Annotated in this window: 14 protein-coding genes; 1 reads left to right on the top strand and 13 read right to left on the bottom strand. The window is 71.1% G+C overall.

The window, feature by feature from the left end:
• The first annotated feature begins 7 nt into the window (after positions 1 to 7).
• Entirely contained in the window at positions 8 to 3154 is a 3147-nt protein-coding gene (ileS, locus tag ACZ45Q_RS10495; RefSeq protein WP_468257856.1) for an isoleucine--tRNA ligase, read from the top strand.
• Positions 3155 to 3370: 216 nt separating this feature from the next.
• Here the strand turns inward: ileS and ACZ45Q_RS10490 are convergent, their stop codons facing one another.
• From ACZ45Q_RS10490 to ACZ45Q_RS10430, 13 genes are all read right to left on the bottom strand, one after another.
• Positions 3371 to 4534: a DivIVA domain-containing protein gene (locus tag ACZ45Q_RS10490; RefSeq protein ID WP_468257853.1), complete on the bottom strand. Its 1164-nt coding sequence runs from the start codon at positions 4532 to 4534 to the stop codon at positions 3371 to 3373.
• Positions 4535 to 4589: 55 nt separating this feature from the next.
• Positions 4590 to 4874, bottom strand: a complete 285-nt coding sequence (locus ACZ45Q_RS10485) for a YggT family protein (protein ID WP_468257850.1) — start codon at positions 4872 to 4874, stop codon at positions 4590 to 4592.
• A 36-nt stretch (positions 4875 to 4910) separates the two neighbouring features.
• Positions 4911 to 5561 carry a cell division protein SepF gene (locus ACZ45Q_RS10480; RefSeq protein ID WP_468257847.1) on the bottom strand — a complete coding sequence of 217 codons (651 nt, stop codon included), beginning with the start codon at positions 5559 to 5561 and terminating at the stop codon, positions 4911 to 4913.
• Between the two features lie 129 nt (positions 5562 to 5690).
• A complete protein-coding gene (locus ACZ45Q_RS10475) occupies positions 5691 to 6410 on the bottom strand; it encodes a YggS family pyridoxal phosphate-dependent enzyme (RefSeq protein ID WP_468257844.1) in 720 nt (239 codons plus the stop codon).
• Positions 6411 to 6416: 6 nt separating this feature from the next.
• Entirely contained in the window at positions 6417 to 7145 is a 729-nt protein-coding gene (pgeF, locus tag ACZ45Q_RS10470; protein ID WP_468257842.1) for a peptidoglycan editing factor PgeF, read from the bottom strand.
• Positions 7142 to 8347: a cell division protein FtsZ gene (gene ftsZ / locus ACZ45Q_RS10465; protein WP_468257839.1), complete on the bottom strand. Its 1206-nt coding sequence runs from the start codon at positions 8345 to 8347 to the stop codon at positions 7142 to 7144. Before ftsZ ends, pgeF begins: the two co-directional genes overlap by 4 nt.
• A 287-nt stretch (positions 8348 to 8634) precedes the next feature.
• The gene (gene ftsQ / locus ACZ45Q_RS10460) at positions 8635 to 9432 is read right to left on the bottom strand and encodes a cell division protein FtsQ (protein WP_468257836.1); all 798 of its coding nucleotides are present in this window, start codon (positions 9430 to 9432) and stop codon (positions 8635 to 8637) included.
• Positions 9433 to 9457: 25 nt separating this feature from the next.
• The gene (gene murG / locus ACZ45Q_RS10455) at positions 9458 to 10555 is read right to left on the bottom strand and encodes an undecaprenyldiphospho-muramoylpentapeptide beta-N-acetylglucosaminyltransferase (RefSeq protein WP_468257833.1); all 1098 of its coding nucleotides are present in this window, start codon (positions 10553 to 10555) and stop codon (positions 9458 to 9460) included.
• Positions 10556 to 10561: 6 nt separating this feature from the next.
• Positions 10562 to 11923: a putative lipid II flippase FtsW gene (gene ftsW, locus ACZ45Q_RS10450; protein ID WP_468257830.1), complete on the bottom strand. Its 1362-nt coding sequence runs from the start codon at positions 11921 to 11923 to the stop codon at positions 10562 to 10564.
• Between the two features lie 70 nt (positions 11924 to 11993).
• Positions 11994 to 13448 (bottom strand): UDP-N-acetylmuramoyl-L-alanine--D-glutamate ligase, encoded by a 1455-nt coding sequence (gene murD / locus ACZ45Q_RS10445; RefSeq protein ID WP_468257827.1) that lies wholly within the window; start codon positions 13446 to 13448, stop codon positions 11994 to 11996.
• Positions 13430 to 14521 (bottom strand): phospho-N-acetylmuramoyl-pentapeptide-transferase, encoded by a 1092-nt coding sequence (gene mraY / locus ACZ45Q_RS10440; RefSeq protein ID WP_468258583.1) that lies wholly within the window; start codon positions 14519 to 14521, stop codon positions 13430 to 13432. The genes murD and mraY overlap by 19 nt, the downstream gene beginning before the upstream one ends.
• Entirely contained in the window at positions 14521 to 15936 is a 1416-nt protein-coding gene (locus ACZ45Q_RS10435; protein ID WP_468257824.1) for a UDP-N-acetylmuramoyl-tripeptide--D-alanyl-D-alanine ligase, read from the bottom strand. Before ACZ45Q_RS10435 ends, mraY begins: the two co-directional genes overlap by 1 nt.
• Positions 15937 to 15987: 51 nt before the next feature.
• Complete coding sequence (locus ACZ45Q_RS10430) at positions 15988 to 17511, bottom strand: UDP-N-acetylmuramoyl-L-alanyl-D-glutamate--2,6-diaminopimelate ligase (protein ID WP_468257821.1); 1524 nt, start codon at positions 17509 to 17511, stop codon at positions 15988 to 15990.
• Between the last annotated feature and the right edge of the window lie 19 nt (positions 17512 to 17530).

The raw sequence follows: 17530 nt of genomic DNA, 5'->3' as shown, positions 1-17530 counted from the left end.
AAGCCCGTTGAATACGCCGCCGCAGTACCGCCCGGTACCCGCCCAGGTCGACCTGCCCGCGCTCGAGCACGCGGTGCTCGACTTCTGGCGCGAGCAGAAGATCTTCGCCAAGAGCCTGGAGCAGTCCGCAGGCCGCCCCGAGTGGGTCTTCTACGAGGGCCCGCCCACCGCCAACGGCATGCCCGGCGCCCACCACATCGAGGCCCGCGTCTTCAAGGACGTCTTCCCCCGCTTCCGCACCATGCGCGGCTACCACGTGGCCCGCAAGGCCGGCTGGGACTGCCACGGCCTGCCCGTGGAGCTGGCGGTGGAGAAGGAGCTGGGCTTCTCCGGCAAGAAGGACATCGAGGCGTACGGCATCGCCGAGTTCAACGCCAAGTGCCGCGAGTCCGTGCTCCGCCACACCGACGCCTTCTCCGAGCTGACCACCCGCATGGGCTACTGGGTCGACCTCGACGAGGCCTACGTGACCATGGAGCCGGAGTACATCGAGTCCGTCTGGTGGTCGCTGAAGGAGATCTTCAACAAGGGCCTGCTGGTCCAGGACCACCGCGTCGCCCCCTGGTGCCCCCGCTGCGGCACCGGCCTGTCCGACCACGAGCTGGCCCAGGGCTACGAGACGGTCGTCGACCCCTCCGTCTACGTCCGCTTCCCCCTGACCTCCGGCCCCCTCGCCGGCGAGGCCGCCCTGCTGGTCTGGACGACCACCCCGTGGACCCTGGTCTCCAACACCGCCGTCGCCGCGCACCCCGAGGTGACCTACGTCGTCGCCACCGACGGCCGGGAGAAGCTGGTCGTCGCGGAGCCGCTGGTCGCCAAGGCCCTCGGCGAGGGCTGGGAGGCCACCGGCCAGACCTTCACCGGCGCCGAGATGGAGCGCTGGACGTACCGGCGCCCCTTCGAGCTGGTGGAGTTCCCGGAGCCGGCGCACTACGTCGTCAACGCCGACTACGTCACCACCGAGGACGGCACGGGCCTGGTCCACCAGTCCCCCGCCTTCGGTGAGGACGACCTCAAGGTCTGCCGCTCCTACGGCCTCCCGGTCGTCAACCCGGTCCGCCCGGACGGCACCTTCGAGGAGGACCTCCCGCTGGTCGGGGGCGTCTTCTTCAAGAAGGCCGACGAGAAGCTCACGGCCGACCTGGACGAGCGCGGCCTGCTCTTCCGGCACATCCCGTACGAGCACAGCTACCCGCACTGCTGGCGCTGCCACACCGCGCTGCTCTACTACGCGCAGCCGTCCTGGTACATCCGCACCACGGCCGTCAAGGACCAGCTCCTCGCGGAGAACGAGCGGACCAACTGGTTCCCCGACACCGTCAAGCACGGCCGCTACGGCGACTGGCTGAACAACAACATCGACTGGGCGCTGTCCCGCAACCGCTACTGGGGCACCCCGCTGCCCATCTGGCGCTGCGAGGACGGCCACCTCACCTGCGTCGGCTCCCGCGCGGAGCTGACCGAGCTGACCGGCACCGACCAGTCCGCCCTCGACCCGCACCGGCCGTACATCGACGACGTGACCTTCGCCTGCCCCGAGGACGGCTGCGCGAAGACGGCCACGCGCGTGCCGGAGGTCATCGACGCCTGGTACGACTCCGGTTCCATGCCGTTCGCGCAGTGGGGCTACCCGTACAAGAACAAGGAGCTGTTCGAGTCCCGCTACCCGGCGCAGTTCATCAGCGAGGCCATCGACCAGACCCGCGGCTGGTTCTACACGCTGATGGCGGTCGGCACGCTGGTCTTCGGCAAGTCCTCGTACGAGAACGTGGTCTGCCTCGGCCACATCCTCGCCGAGGACGGCCGCAAGATGTCCAAGCACCTGGGCAACATCCTCCAGCCGATCCCGCTCATGGACCAGCACGGCGCCGACGCGGTCCGCTGGTTCATGGCGGCCGGAGGCTCCCCGTGGGCGGCCCGCCGCGTCGGTCACGGCACCATCCAGGAGGTGGTGCGCAAGACCCTCCTGACCTACTGGAACACGGTCGCCTTCCAGGCCCTGTACGCCCGCACCGCGGGCTGGGCCCCGAGCGAGGCCGACCCGGCCCCGGCCGACCGCCCGGTGCTGGACCGCTGGCTGCTGTCCGAGCTGCACGCGCTGACCGACCAGGTCACCCAGGCGCTGGACGGCTACGACACCCAGCGCGCCGGCAAGCTGCTGTCCGCGTTCGTCGACGACCTGTCGAACTGGTACGTGCGCCGCTCCCGGCGCCGCTTCTGGCAGGGCGACAAGGCCGCGCTGCGCACGCTGCACGAGGTCGTCGAGACGGTCACCAAGCTGATGGCGCCGCTGACTCCGTTCATCACCGAGCGGGTCTGGCAGGACCTGGTCGTGCCGGTCGCCCCCGGGGCCCCCGAGTCGGTCCACCTGTCCTCCTGGCCGGAGGCCGACCTGTCGGCCATCGACCCGGAGCTGTCGCGGCAGATGGTCCTGGTCCGCCGCCTGGTGGAGCTGGGCCGCGCCTCGCGCGCCGAGTCGGGTGTCAAGACGCGCCAGCCGCTGTCGCGCGCGCTGATCGCGGCGGCGGGCTTCGAGGCCCTCTCCCCCGAGCTGCGCACGCAGATCACCGAGGAGCTGAACGTCGAGTCGCTCGCCTCGCTGAGCGAGGTCGGCGGCAGCCTGGTCGACACCACGGCCAAGGCGAACTTCCGCGCGCTGGGCAAGCGGTTCGGCAAGCGCGTCCAGGACGTGGCCAAGGCCATCGCGCACGCGGACGCCGCCGCCCTGTCCCTCGCCCTGCGCGAGGGCACGGCGTCGGTGGAGGTCGACGGCGAGACGATCACGCTGGCCCCGGACGAGGTCATCATCACGGAGACCCCGCGCGAGGGCTGGTCGGTCGCCTCCGACGCGGGCGCCACGGTCGCCCTCGACCTGGAGATCACCGAGGAGCTGCGCCGCGCCGGCCTCGCCCGGGACGCGATCCGCCTGATCCAGGAGGCCCGCAAGAACAGCGGCCTGGACGTCGCCGACCGCATCGCGCTCCGCTGGACGGCCACGGACCCGGCGGTGACCGCCGCCCTGACCGACCACGCCGCCCTGATCGCCGACGAGGTCCTCGCCACGGACTTCGCCCAGGGCGAGGCGGACGACACCTACGGCTCCCCGTTCACGGACGAGCCCCTGACCCTGGCGTTCCGCCTCCGCAAGCAGTAACCGACCACCAGCAGGGCCCGGCTCCCTCCCCGAGGGCGCCGGGCCCTTTGCTGCCGACCCGGACCAGGGGGCGTTGCGCGCCCCCCAGCGGAAACGCCGCCCGCCCCGCAACCCGCACAGCACAAGGGCGGGCCCCGGGTCAGAAACCCGGGGCCCGCCCTGAACGCTGCCGACTACAGCGCCGTACTACCGGTCGTCACCGGCCGGCACCCGCCGTCAGTTGTCGTCCTCGTCGATCAGGAACCCGCGCATCGGCGACGGCGCCTGCCCCATCGGCGACGGCCCCTGCGGACGCACCGGCGCCATCGGCTGGGTCATCGCCGGCGACATCTGCTGCTGCCCGCCGTAGGACGGCCCGGACGACGACTGGCTCGGACCGCTGCCCATCGACTGGTTGCCGCCGTACGACGGAGAGCTCGCGCCGGCCGGAGCCATCGAGGGCGCCGGGGACGGCGGGAGGGACGCCGTCGCGGGCGTGCGCGGCGGGGCCAGCGAGTCGTCGGCCTGGGTCTCCAGCTGACGCAGCTGCGACTCCAGGTAGGACTTCAGCCGCGTACGGTACTCGCGCTCGAAGCCGCGCAGGTCCTCGACCTTGCGCTCCAGCGTGGCGCGGGCGGACTCCAGCGAGCCCATCGCGACGCGGTGCTTCTCCTGCGCGTCCCGCTCCAGGGCGTCCGCCTTGGCACGGGCGTCGCGCTCCAGACCCTCGGCACGCGAACGGGCCTCACCGACGATCTTGTTGGCCTCGGAACGGGCCTCGGCGATCGCCTGGTCGGCGGTCTGCTGGGCCAGCGACAGAACACGCGCGGCGCTGTCGCCACCGGGGCCGCCCTGGCCGGGCATGCCCGGACCACCGGGGCCCTGCGGGCCGCCCATGGGGCCGCCCATCGGACCGGGACCCATCTGGCCCTGCATCGGACCCGGGCCCTGGCCCATCGGCCCCGGACCCTGGCCCATCGGGCCGGGACCCTGCGGGCCACCCTGACCGCCGGGACCGGCGGGCAGCTGCGGGGCACCGCTCGGCAGCTGGGGCGGGCCACCCATGGGGCCGCCGTGCTGCTGCGGCGGGCCCGATATGCCGGCGGGAACGGGAGCGCCGGGACCGCGCATGCCCTGCTGGGGCATGCCACCCTGCTGAGGGCCGCCCTGCTGCCCGTCCTGCTGCTCGGGAGGACCCTTCCGCATGTTCTGCTGGTTCTGCGCGGCCGCACGCGTGGCCGCGGCCAGCTTGGCACGCAGGTCCTCGTTCTCGCGGAGCAGACGGGTCAGTTCGGCTTCGACCTCGTCGAGGAAGGCATCGACCTCGTCCTCGTCATAGCCTTCTCGGAGGCGGACGGTCGTGAACTGCTTGTTCCGCACGTCCTCGGGGGTCAACGGCATCTCTTCACCTCAACGTTGTCGTCGGCATTCGGCAAGCCCGTAGTTCTCTCATCGCTCACAGCCGGCTCACGATCGAGATCAGGATGTAGACGATGATCATCAGTACGAAGAAGGACAGGTCGAGCGCCACGCCCCCGAGACGCAGCGGCGGGATGAACCGCCGCAGAAGCTTCAGCGGTGGATCGGTGACAGTGTAGGTGGCCTCCAGAACGACCACCATCGCCTTGCCGGGTTGCCACGAGCGGGCGAACTGGAAGACGTAGTCCATGACCAACCGGAAGATGAGCACGATGAGGAAGCACATCAGCGCGATGTACACGACATCCAGAAACACGCCCATGATCCTGTGCTTCCCTCTCCCCTGATCCTTCTCGTCTCAGCTCTGGTTGAAGAACCCGCCCTCTGCGATGCGGGCCTTGTCCTCCGCCGTGACATCGACGTTAGCAGGCGACAACAGGAACACCTTCTGCGTCACCCGCTCGATACTGCCGTGAAGACCAAACACCAAACCGGCCGCAAAGTCGACAAGTCGCTTCGCATCTGTGTCATCCATCTCAGTGAGATTCATGATCACCGGTGTGCCCTCCCGGAAGTGTTCCCCGATGGTACGGGCCTCGTTGTAGGTCCGGGGGTGAAGTGTGGTGATCCGGTAGGGCTCTCGTTCGGACACGACCTTGGGCATGATGACCGGTGCGCTCTTTTCCAGGCTTGCGCGTTCTTGTGTGATGGATGCCACGGGCGCGATGCGCGCCGGGCGACCGGATTCCGCGGGCAGCGAAGCGGACCGGGACACCGGCTCCCGCGGCGCGGGCGGCTGTACGACTCGTACCTCTTCGTCCCTTTGGGGCTGGTGCGAGCCGTGCGATCCGTGGGACTGGTGCGACGGCTCGTGCCTGCGGTGGTCCCGCTCGGGCTCCGGGTCCAGTTCCGGTTCGAAGTCGTCGTCGGGGTCGAACCCCCGGCCGTCGTACCCATCGTCCTCCACGAGGCCGAGGTAGACCGCCATCTTGCGCATCGCGCCGGCCATGCTCTGAGTCCTCCGCTCTGTGGTGGATCGGCTGACGACTGCCAAGTGCCTGCGATCCACGAGGTCGTTGCGTCCGCCTTTCGACGGTAATGACCATATTTTCTGCTGTGGTCCGACTTCTTGGCGACGTTACCCGAGCCTGGGGCGGACTCCGAGTACCGCGGTGCCGACGCGCACATGTGTCGCCCCGGCGGCCACGGCCTCCTCGAGGTCCGCGCTCATCCCTGCGGAGACCATGTTCGCAGCCGGATGGGCGCGGCGCAGGTCGGTCGACAAATCCATGAGGCGCTCGAACGCCGCCCGTTGGCGCCCCGCGTACTCCCCGGTCAGCGGGGCCACGGTCATCAGTCCGCCGAGCCGGAGCCCGGGCGAGCCGGCGACGAGCTCGGCCAACTCTTCGATTCCGCCGGGCGCCACGCCTCCGCGCTCGCCCCGGCCGCTCTCCCCCGCGTCCAGGGCGACCTGGATCAGGCACCCGATCTCGCGCCCGGCCCGCACGGCCTCCTTCGACAGAGCTGTGACGAGCTTGGGACGATCCACGGACTGCACGAAATCGGCATAACCGACCACACTGCGCACCTTGTTGGTCTGCAACTGACCGACGAAGTGCCAGCTGAGCGGCAGGTCCGTGCACTCGACGGCCTTGGGGGCCGCGTCCTGGTCCCGGTTCTCGGCGACGTGCCGCACACCGAGTTCGGCGAGGACGCGCACATCGCTCGCCGGGTACGTCTTGGTGACCACGATCAGGGTCACGTCCTCGCGGGGGCGCCCGGCCGCCGCACACGCCGCGGCGATCCGCTCCTCCACCTTCGCCAGGTTTCCGGCGAGTTCGTCCTTACGGTCCGTCATGCCCCATCAGTCCAGCCAGACATAGCCCGCGAGCCGCCCGGTGGTGCGGTCGCGTCGGTAGGAGAAGTGGTCCCGCGACTCCCGGGTGCACACCGGCGACTGCGCCCGGTCGCGCACCCCGAGACGCTCGAGCTGCGCGTGCACCCCGGCGCTCACGTCGACCGCCGGAGTGCCCCAGCTCGTCTCGGCGTACGCCGCCGGCTCGACGGCGGCCACCTCGGCGCGCATCCGCTCGGGCACCTCGTAGCACCGCCCGCACACGGCCGGCCCGGTGCGGGCGGTGATCCGGGCGGGGTCGGCGCCGAGTTCCGTCATGGCGCGCACGGCGGCGGGGACGACGCCGGCCACCATGCCGGGCCGACCGGCGTGGGCCGCGGCGGCGACACCGGCGACCGGGTCGGCGAGGAGGACGGGAACGCAGTCGGCGGTGAGGACGGCGAGGGCCAGACCGCGCCCGGCGGTGACGACCGCGTCGACCGACGGCACCGGCCCCTCCCCCCAGGGGCCGTCGACCACGGCGACGTCCGCCGAGTGCACCTGGTTCATCCAGACCACCCGGGAGGGGTCGACGCCGAGCGACTTGGCCGCCAGCTCGCGGTTGGCCGTGACGGCGGCGGGGTCGTCGCCGACCGCTCCGCCGAGATTGAGCTCTTCGTACGGAACGGCGCTCACCCCGCCCCACCTGTCGGTGAAGGCGAAGTGCGCGCCGTTCACGGTGTCGCGCTGTCCTATCACTTCAGGAAGTCCGGCACATCCAGCTCCTCGGCCGCGCTGTCCGAGTAGGTCCGCGACGGCGGGACCGGAGGCGGCGGGGCCACCGGCGGCAGATCGGCCGCCGGCTCCGGCGCGGCCGGCTCGGGCTCCTCCTTCGGCTTGACGCTGCCGAGCGAGCCGAAGGACGGGCGGCTCTCGGTCTGCCGGGCCGGGGCGGGCTCCTCGCGCTTGGCCGAGGAGGAGCCGAGGACGTTGTCCCGCTGCTTGGCCGGGGGCTGTCCGCCGTCGAAGCCGGCCGCGATCACGGTGACCCGGACCTCGTCGCCGAGGGCGTCGTCGATGACCGCGCCGAAGATGATGTTGGCCTCGGGGTGGGCCGCCTCGCTGACCAGCTGGGCGGCCTCGTTGATCTCGAACAGACCGAGGTCGGAGCCGCCGGAGATGGAGAGCAGCACACCGCGGGCGCCGTCGATGGACGCCTCCAGCAGCGGCGAGGAGATCGCCATCTCGGCCGCGGCCACCGCACGGTCGTCACCGCGGGCCGAGCCGATGCCCATGAGCGCCGAACCGGCCTCCGACATGACCGACTTGACGTCGGCGAAGTCGAGGTTGATCAGGCCCGGCGTGGTGATGAGGTCGGTGATGCCCTGCACACCGGAGAGCAGCACCTGGTCGGCGGACTTGAACGCGTCGAGCACGCTGACCTGGCGGTCCGAGATGGACAGCAGCCGGTCGTTGGGGATGACGATGAGGGTGTCGACCTCTTCGCGCAGCTCGGCGATGCCGTCCTCGGCCTGGTTCGCGCGGCGCCGCCCCTCGAAGGTGAACGGGCGCGTCACCACGCCGATGGTGAGTGCGCCGAGCGAGCGTGCGATGTTGGCCACGACGGGCGCGCCGCCGGTGCCGGTGCCGCCGCCTTCACCGGCTGTCACGAAGACCATGTCGGCCCCCTTGAGGACCTCCTCGATCTCCTCGCGGTGGTCCTCGGCGGCCTTGCGGCCGACGGCCGGGTTGGCTCCGGCGCCGAGTCCGCGGGTGAGTTCGCGGCCGACGTCCAGCTTGACGTCGGCGTCGCTCATCAACAGTGCCTGTGCGTCCGTGTTGATGGCGATGAACTCGACACCCTTGAGACCGACCTCGATCATCCGGTTGATGGCATTGACACCACCGCCGCCGACACCGATGACTTTGATGACTGCGAGGTAGTTCTGCGGTGCTGCCACGTCGAAGGCCTCTCGCCTCGAGTTACGTGTCGTCGAATCGTGGAAGCACTGCTGCCCCGCGAACCGACGACTGATGCCGAATGGGACGGTCCGTAGCGCCGACCCGAACCCTAACGCTGAAGTTTAGGGTTACCAGTGTGTCTGTTCCCTGAAGTCTTCTGAACAGGACACTAAGTCGACACGTGGCGCGCGTTCAACGAACACGCCGAACCTCCCGTTTTTCTTTTCACCCTATGTGATCAGCCGTAGCGCTGCCCAACCAGGGTGCTGGCCTGCGCGGATGTGCGTCAACTCCCCGATGACGCGGGCGCGCTGGGGACACTTACGTCGAAGTGCCGCGCATCGGGTGCCGCTTTCATCAGCGCGGTCAGAGCGCGGGCCTTGTCGCGGCCCTGCTCGCCGCTGCCCCAGACGACGGTGCGACCGCGGCTCAACTCCAGCGAGATGTCGTCGTAGGAACGGACCTTGACGGTGCGCGTGTCGCGCGCGACCGCGGCCGGAATGCGGGCGGCGACCCGCACTGCCTCGCGGACGAGCCGGTCCTCGCCGAAGCGGCGCAGGCTCGCGGCGGCGGGGCCCTTGCTCGAGAGGGTCAATTCCAGCGTCGGGACGCCTTTAGGAGCGCGAGAAACCGTGGCATATCGGACGCCTTCATCGTCCACTTCAACATACTTTCCGCCCTTTTTCACCGTAAGAACCGGAGTGCGCTCGGTCACTTTCAGTCCGATTCCGGCGGGCCAGGAACGAACGGCGTCGACCGTGTCGATCCGGGGCAGTTTCCGGGCCAGCCGGGCCTCGATCGCGCCGGTGTCGACGGACACCAGGGGGTCCCCGACGGGGACGTCCGCGGCCTCACGCACCTGTTCGGGGGTGAGGACGCGGGTGCCGGTGACCGAGACCCGTTCCACGCGCAGCCAGTTCGAGCCGTACAGCACCCAGACGGTGCCGGAGGCCAGGAGCACGAGGCCGAGGGCCAGGATGACGATCGTACGAAGGCGGGGGCGGGTGAACCGCCGCCCGGCGGGCGGGCCGGACGACGACTCCTGCTGACGTTCACCACGCTCGGCGGTCGTCGGTCCGGCCACGCTTCCTGCCTTCCGTCAAAGGGGCCTAGCGGTGTGCACGGTGGGCGTTGACCGCCTCGTACACCATGCCGACGAGCAGGTCGTCGGCGTCCCGGCGGCCGAACTCGGCGGCTGCGCGGGACATCTCGTACAGCCGGTGCGGGTCGGCGAGCACGGGCAGGACGTTGTGCTGCACCCACTCGGGCGTCAGTTCCGCGTCGTCGACCAGCAGTCCGCCGCCGGCCTTGACCACCGGCTGGGCGTTGAGCCGCTGTTCGCCGTTGCCGATGGGCAGCGGGACGTACGCGGCCGGGAGCCCGACGGCGGAGAGTTCGGCGACGGTCATCGCGCCCGCCCGGCAGAGCATCATGTCGGCCGCGGCGTACGCGAGGTCCATCCGGTCCACGTAACTTACCGGGATGTACGGGGGCATCCCCGGCATCTGCTGCACCTGCGGCAGTTCGTTCTTCGGGCCGACCGCGTGCAGGATCTGGATGCCGGCCTGCTGGAGCCAGGGCGCGACCTGCTGCACGACCTCGTTGAGCCGGCGGGCGCCCTGCGAGCCGCCGGAGACCAGCAGCGTCGGCAGGTTGGGGTCGAGCCCGAACATCGCGCGGGCCTCGGGGCGCACGGCCGCCCGGTCCAGGGTCGCGATGGAGTGGCGCAGCGGGATGCCGATGTAGCGGGAGTTGCGCAGCTTGCTGTCGGGGGTGGCCACGGCGACCTGTGCGGCGTAGCGCGAGCCGATCTTGTTGGCCAGGCCCGGGCGGGCGTTGGCCTCGTGGATGACGATCGGCACGCCGAGCCGCTTGGCGGCGAGGTAGCCGGGCAGCGCGACATAGCCGCCGAAGCCGACCACGACGTCCGCCTTGGTGCGCTCCAGGATCTGCTCGGTCGCCTTGATCGTGCCGCGCAGCCGGCCCGGGACGGTGATCAGCTCGGGAGTGGGCTTGCGCGGCAACGGGACGGCCGGGATCAGCGCCAGCTCGTAGCCGCGCTCGGGCACCAGCCGCGTCTCCAGGCCCCGCTCCGTGCCCAGGGCCGTGATGCCCACGCTCGGATCCTGCCTGCGCAGGGCGTCCGCGAGGGCGAGCGCGGGCTCGATGTGGCCCGCGGTTCCTCCGCCGGCGAGTACGACATGCACCGAAATTCACCGCTCTCCGGACGAGCGCGCCGCCGAGGCACGCCGTCGCATCGTGTTCCAACTCCGGGGGTTCCGCTTGGACCCGGTGCCCCCGGTCCCCCGCTTTCTACCAAAGCGAGGTTGCCGCACCGCGAGCGCCGCCCGCGCAGCGGGCTCGTCGCGCGCGAAGGCGATCAGCAGCCCGATGGCGAACATGGTCGGCAGCAGGGCGGAACCCCCGTAGGAGAACAGCGGGAGCGGGACGCCGGCGATCGGCAGCAGACCGAGCACCGCACCCATGTTGATCACGGCCTGGGCCGTGATCCAGGTGGTCACGCCTCCCGCGGCATACCTCACGAAGGGGTCCTCCGTGCGTCCGGCCACGCGGATACCCGCATAGCCTAGAGCCGCGAAGAGGGCGAGTACCGACAGCGTCCCCGCCAGGCCCAGTTCCTCACCGGTGACGGCGAAGATGAAGTCGGTGTGCGCTTCGGGGAGTTGGCCCCATTTCTCCACACTGGCCCCGAGTCCGGAACCGAACAGTCCGCCGGAGGCCAGGGCGAAGATGCCGTGCACGGCCTGCCAGCAGGCGTCGTCCGGGCCGGGGTCGGTGGCGCCGATGCAGGCGAGCCGCGCCATGCGGTTGGGGCTGGTCTTGATCAGGATGGCGCCGAGCAGCGCGGCGACGGCCAGCACGCCGGCGAACAGCCGGGTCGGGGCGCCGGCCAGCCACAGCAGCCCGAACAGGATCGCCGTCAGGATGATCGCCGTACCCATGTCGCCGCCGAGCATGATCAGCCCGAGCAGCAGGAAGGCGACCGGCACCAGCGGCACCAGCATGTGCTTCCACTGGGTCAGCAGCCGCTTGTCCTGCTTGCGGGCGAGCAGGTCGGCACCCCACAGCACCAGGGCGAGCTTGCCGAACTCGCTGGGCTGGAGCTGGAAGGGCCCCCCGATCGAGATCCAGTTCTGGTTGCCGTTGACCGACATCCCTATCCCCGGCACCTGCACCAGGGCCATCAGGAACACGGCACCGGCCAGGATCGGATAGGCCAGCGCCCGGTGCAGCTTCACCGGCATCCGCATGGCGAGCAGCAGCAGCCCGGCGCCGATCAGGGCGGCCAGGAACTGCTTGCGGAAGAAGTACGAGCCCGGCAGGGACAGCTGGAGCGCGGTGATCTGCGAGGCCGAGTAGACCATCACCAGCCCGAGGACGGTGATCAGCGAGCTGCCGCCGAGGATCAGGTAGTACGCGGTGAGCGGCCGGTCCCAGGCGCGGCGCAGGCGCGTGTGGAGGCGTAGGACGGCGTTCTCGTGCCGGGGCCGCGGGGCGGCGGGGCGGCGGGGCGCCCGCTGCACGGGCGGCCGACCGGTGCGGCTAACGGGCATCGGCGCCTCCGCTGTCACTCGCGCGTCCCACGCGTCCCTCCCGAGGTCGCCCGGCGCAGGCGGCCGGGGTCTACTGCGCGCCGAGTTCGCGGACGGCCCGGGCGAACGCGTCGCCGCGCTTGGTGTAGTTGGTGAACATGTCCATGGAGGCACAGGCCGGGGCGAGCAGCACCGTGTCGCCGGGCCTCGCCAGCCGCCGGGCCTCCTGGACGGCCTGGAGCATCGCCCCAGTGTCGGTCCGGTCGAGGTCGACGACGGGTACTTCCGGGGCGTGTCGCGCCAGGGCTTCGCGGATCAGCGCGCGGTCGGCGCCGATGAGCACGACCCCGCGCAGCCGCTTGGCGGCACCGGCCACGAGTTCGTCGAACGTGGCGCCCTTGGCGAGCCCGCCGGCGATCCAGACGATCGGGTCGTACGCCGCCAAGGACGCCTCGGCGGCGTGGGTGTTGGTGGCCTTGGAGTCGTCCACGTAGGCCACGCCGTCCACGTCGGCGACGTGCGCGATGCGGTGGGCGTCGGGGGTGAAGGCCCGCAGCCCGTCCCGTACGGCCGCGGCGGGGACGCCGAAGGCCCGGGCGAGGGCCGCGGCGGCAAGGGCGTTGGCGACGTTGTGCGGCGCCGGCGGGTTCACGTCGGAGACCTCGGCCAGCTCCTGGGCGTTCTTGTGCCGGTCCTCGACGAAGGCGCGGTCGACCAGGATGCCCTCCACGACGCCGAGTTGGGAGGGCGCCGGAGTGCCGAGGGTGAAGCCGACGGCCCGGCAGCCCTCTTCGACGTCGGCCTCGCGGACCAGGTCCTCGGTGGCCTTGTCGGCGACGTTGTAGACGCAGGCGATGCGATTGCCCTCGTAGACACGGCCCTTGTCGCGGGCGTACGCCTCCATGGAGCCGTGCCAGTCGAGGTGGTCGGGCGCGAGGTTCAGCACGGCGGCGGAGTGGGCGCGCAGGGAGGGCGCCCAGTGCAGCTGGTAGCTGGACAGCTCCACCGCGAGGACGTCGTACTCCTCGCCGCCGGTGACCGCGTCCAGCAGCGAGACGCCGATGTTGCCGACGGCGGCGGTGCGCAGTCCGGCGGCCTTCAGGATCGACGCCAGCATCTGGACGGTGGTCGTCTTGCCGTTGGTGCCGGTCACGCAGAGCCAGGGCGCGGCGTCGGGGCCGCGCAGCCGCCAGGCCAGTTCGACGTCGCCCCAGACCGGGACGCCGGCCGCGTCGGCGGCGGCGAACAGCGGCTTGGTGGGTTTCCAGCCCGGCGCGGTGACGATCAGCTCGGTGCCCTCGGGCAGGGTGTCGCCGTCGCCGAGGCGCACGGTGACGCCGAGTTCCTCCAGCTCGGCCGCCTGCGCGCGGGCGCGTTCGTCGTCGCCGTCGTTGACGACGGTGACGATCGCGCCGAGCCCGTGCAGCACCTTGGCCGCCGGGACGCCGGAGACGCCGAGCCCGGCGACGGTGACGTGCTTGCCGGAGAATTCCGAGGACTCCGAGGACTCCGAAGACACCGAGGAGGTCACTTGTCCGCTGCCCATCCCGCGTAGAAGAGGCCCAGTCCGACGATCACACAGATGCCCTGGATGATCCAGAAGCGGACCACGACAAGGACTTCGGACCAGCCTTTGAGTTCGAAGTGGTGCTGGAGTGGCGCCATCCGGAAGACCCGCTTGCCGGTGAGGCGGAAGGACCCGACCTGGATCACCACGGACATGGTGATCAGGACGAACAGGCCACCGAGGATGGCGAGGAGCAGCTCGGTGCGGGAGCAGATCGCCAGACCCGCGAGCACGCCGCCGAGCGCGAGCGAACCGGTGTCGCCCATGAAGATCTTGGCCGGTGAGGTGTTCCACCACAGGAAGCCGAGGCAGGCGCCCATCAGCGCGGACGCGACCACCGCCAGGTCGAGGGGGTCCCTCACCTCGTAGCAGGCGTTGGGGTTGGTCAGGGTCTGGGCGTTGGCGCAGGACTCCTGGAACTGCCAGACGCCGATGAAGGTGTAGGCGCCGAAGACCAGGACGGAGGCACCGGTGGCCAGGCCGTCGAGGCCGTCGGTGAGGTTCACGCCGTTCGACATCGCGAGGATCATGAACAGCGCCCAGACGACGAACAGCACCGGGCCGATCGACCAGCCGAAGTCGGTGATGAACGACAGCTTGGTGGAGGCCGGGGTGTTGCCGCGGTTGTCCGCGAACTGGAGCGAGAGCACGGCGAAGGCGATGCCGACGATGAGCTGGCCGGCCATCTTGGCCTTGGCCCGCAGGCCCAGCGACCGCCGTTTGACGATCTTGATGTAGTCGTCGAGGAAGCCGACCAGGCCCATGCCGACCATCAGGCCGAGCACCAGCAGACCTGAGAAGGTCGGCGCCGCGTCCGCCTCGGGGTCCAGTGAGCTGGTGATCACCTTGGCCAGGAAGTAGGCGGCGACCGTGGCCAGGATGAAGGCGATGCCACCCATCGTCGGCGTACCGCGCTTGCTGGCGTGCTCGCGCGGTCCGTCGTCGCGGATGTACTGACCGTAGCCCTTGCGGGCCAGGAGCTTGATCAGCAGCGGGGTGCCGATCAGGGTGAGGAAGAGGCCAATGACTCCTGCGAACAGGATCTGCTTCATCATCGGGCGGCAACCTCACCCTCGGCGCCGGGCTCGAGCAGCGCCGCCGCGACGGCCTCCAGCCCCACCGAACGGGACGCCTTCACGAGCACGACGTCCCCCGGGCGCAACTCGCTGCGCAACAGGTCGACCGCCGCCTGTGCGTCGGACACGTGCACCGACTCCTCACCCCACGAACCCTCGTTATATGCGCCCAGTTGCAGCCAGGCGGCCTCCTGGCCCCCCACTGCGACGAGCTTGCTGACGTTGAGCCGGACGGCGAGCCGTCCGACCGCGTCGTGCTCGGCGAGCGCCTCGTCCCCGAGCTCGGCCATCTTGCCGAGCACCGCCCACGTACGGCGCCCCTTGCCGATGGCCGCCAGCGCGCGCAGGGCGGCCTTCATGGACTCGGGGTTCGCGTTGTAGGCGTCGTTGACGACCGTCACGCCGTCCGGGCGCTCGGTGACCTCCATCCGCCAGCGGGAGAGGGAGCCCGCCTCGGAGAGCGCGCGGGCGATCTCGTCTGCGGACATGCCCAACTCGTGGGCGACGGCGGCCGCGGCGAGCGCGTTCGACACGTGGTGCTCACCGTACAGGCGCATGGTCACATCGCTTGCACCGGAGGGTGTGTGAAGCCTGAAGGAGGGCTGTCCGGTGTCCGTGAGTCGCACGTTCTCGGCACGGACGTCCGCTTCGTCGGACTCTCCGAAAAGGACCACCTTCGCCTTCGTACGGGAGGCCATGGCCCGTACGTAGGGGTCGTCCGCGTTGAGGACCGCCACCCCGCCCTCGTCCGCCGCGGGGAGCGACTCCACGAGTTCGCCCTTGGCCTGCGCGATCTGCTCCCGGCCGCCGAACTCGCCGATGTGCGCGGAGCCGACGTTGAGGACCAGGCCGATGCGCGGCGGGGTCAGTTCGGTGAGGTACCGGATGTGGCCGATGCCGCGGGCGCCCATCTCCAGCACCAGGAACCGGGTCTCCTCGGTGGCGCTGAGCGCGGTGAGCGGCAGCCCGATCTCGTTGTTGAGCGAGCCGGGCGTGAACACCGTCGGCGCCTTGCGCTGGAGCACCTGGGCGATGAGGTCCTTGGTGCTGGTCTTGCCTGCGGAGCCGGTGAGGGCCACGAGGGTGGCCCCCAGGCGCCGTACGACGTGACGGGCGAGGGCACCGAGGGCGTTCTGCACGTCGTCCACCACGATCGCGGGCACGCCGACGGGGCGGGAGCCGAGCACGGCCACCGCTCCCGCCTCGACGACCGCCGGGGCGAAGTCGTGGCCGTCCACGCGCTCGCCGACGAAGGCGACGAAGAGGCTGCCGGGCCCCGCCTCGCGGGAGTCCCGGACGACCGGCCCGGTGACCTCGGCGGACGGATCCGGTATGTCGTGCATCTGCCCGCCGACGACTTCTGCGATCTCGGCGAGAGAGAGGGCGATCACAAGTTCATCCCCTGCATCTTCTGGATTGTCATCCCCGGGTCCTTCGGAGGGTCAGCGGCCCTGGGACTTCTGGATGGCTTCGCGCAGCACCTGGCGGTCGTCGAACGGCCGGACCACGCCGGCGATGTCCTGGCCCTGTTCGTGGCCCTTGCCCGCGACCAGCACGGTGTCGCCGGGTTCGGCGCGGGCGACCGCGGCGGCGATGGCGGCGGCCCGGTCCTCGAAGACCTGCACCTCGCCGCGCTCGTGCGCGGGCACGGACGCGGCACCCTGGAGCATGGTCGCCAGGATGGCGAGGGGGTCCTCGGAACGGGGGTTGTCGGAGGTCAGCACGGCGGTGTCGGCGTGCCGGGCCGCGGCGGCGCCCATCGGCTCGCGCTTGGTGGTGTCCCGGTCGCCGCCGCAGCCGAGCACGACGTGCAGCCTGCCCTCGGTGACCTTGCGCAGCGCCTTGAGGACGGACTCGACGGCGTCGGTCTTGTGGGCGTAGTCGACCACCGCGAGGTACGGCTGCCCGGCGTCCACCCGCTCCAGGCGGCCGGGCACGCCCGGCACCGCGGCGACGCCGTCGGCGGCGGCCTGCGGGTCGAGGCCGGCGGCGGCCAGGGCGACGATCGCGGCGAGGGTGTTCGCCACGTTGAACGGCCCGGCCAGCGGGGACTTGGCGGCGAACCGGTCGCCCTCGGGGCCGATGACGGTGAACGTCGAGTCCAGCGGGCCGACCTCGACGTCGTCGGCGCGCCAGTCCGCGTCGGGGTGCCCCTCGGCGGAGTAGGTGATCACCGGGACGCCGGCCTCCTTGGCGAGCCGGCGGCCGTACTCGTCGTCCACGTTGACCACGCCCAGCCTGCTGCGCAGCGGCGTGAACAGCTGCGCCTTGGCCTGGAAGTAGTCCTCCATGCCGGAGTGGAACTCCATGTGCTCCGGGCTGAGGTTGGTGAAGACGGCGACGTCGAAGACGCAGCCGTCGACCCGGCCCAGCACCAGGGCGTGGCTGGAGACCTCCATGGCGACCGCTTCGGTGCCGCGCTCGCGCATGACCGCGAACAGCGCCTGGAGGTCGGTGGCCTCGGGCGTGGTGCGCTCGGACTTGATGCGCTCGTCGCCGATGCGCATCTCCACCGTGCCGATCAGGCCGGTGGACTTCGCCGTGCGCAGGCCGCCCTCGACCAGGTAGGCGGTCGTGGTCTTGCCGGAGGTGCCGGTGATGCCGATCTGGAGCAGATCGCGGCCGGGGTGGCCGTAGATCGTGGCCGCCAGTTCGCCCATCCGCGCGCGCGGGTCGTCGACGACGAGCGCCGGAAGACCGGTCGCGGCGACGCGTTCGGCGCCGGAGGGGTCGGTCAGCACCGCGGCGGCGCCCAGACCGGCGGCCTGGGTGACGAAGTCGGCGCCGTGGGCGCGGGCGCCGGGCAGGGCGGCGTACAGGTCGCCGGGGCGGACGGCGCGGGAGTCATGGGTGATGCCCGTGACCTCGGCGGTGCCCTCGGGCGCGGTGACACCCAGCTGGTCGGCGAGCTCCGCGAGGGGTGTGGCGGAGACCCGCGTCGGCCGGGGCGGTCCCGGGTATGTCACGGGTTGGCCCTTCTGGGTG

It is taken from the genome of Streptomyces sp. NPDC031049 (assembly GCF_055571015.1).
This window is presented reverse-complemented; position numbering and strand designations above follow the sequence as displayed.

What these genes read in the sequence shown, in the direction of transcription:
- ACZ45Q_RS10475 (WP_468257844.1), bottom strand. Translation starts at nt 6,410, where the DNA reads ATGACGGACCGTAAGGACGAACTCGCCGGAAACCTGGCGAAGGTGGAG.
- ACZ45Q_RS10490 (WP_468257853.1), bottom strand. Translation starts at nt 4,534, where the DNA reads ATGCCGTTGACCCCCGAGGACGTGCGGAACAAGCAGTTCACGACCGTC.
- murD (WP_468257827.1), bottom strand. Translation starts at nt 13,448, where the DNA reads ATGGGCAGCGGACAAGTGACCTCCTCGGTGTCTTCGGAGTCCTCGGAG.
- mraY (WP_468258583.1), bottom strand. Translation starts at nt 14,521, where the DNA reads ATGAAGCAGATCCTGTTCGCAGGAGTCATTGGCCTCTTCCTCACCCTG.
- ACZ45Q_RS10480 (WP_468257847.1), bottom strand. Translation starts at nt 5,561, where the DNA reads ATGGCCGGCGCGATGCGCAAGATGGCGGTCTACCTCGGCCTCGTGGAG.
- ACZ45Q_RS10485 (WP_468257850.1), bottom strand. Translation starts at nt 4,874, where the DNA reads ATGGGCGTGTTTCTGGATGTCGTGTACATCGCGCTGATGTGCTTCCTC.
- ftsW (WP_468257830.1), bottom strand. Translation starts at nt 11,923, where the DNA reads ATGCCCGTTAGCCGCACCGGTCGGCCGCCCGTGCAGCGGGCGCCCCGC.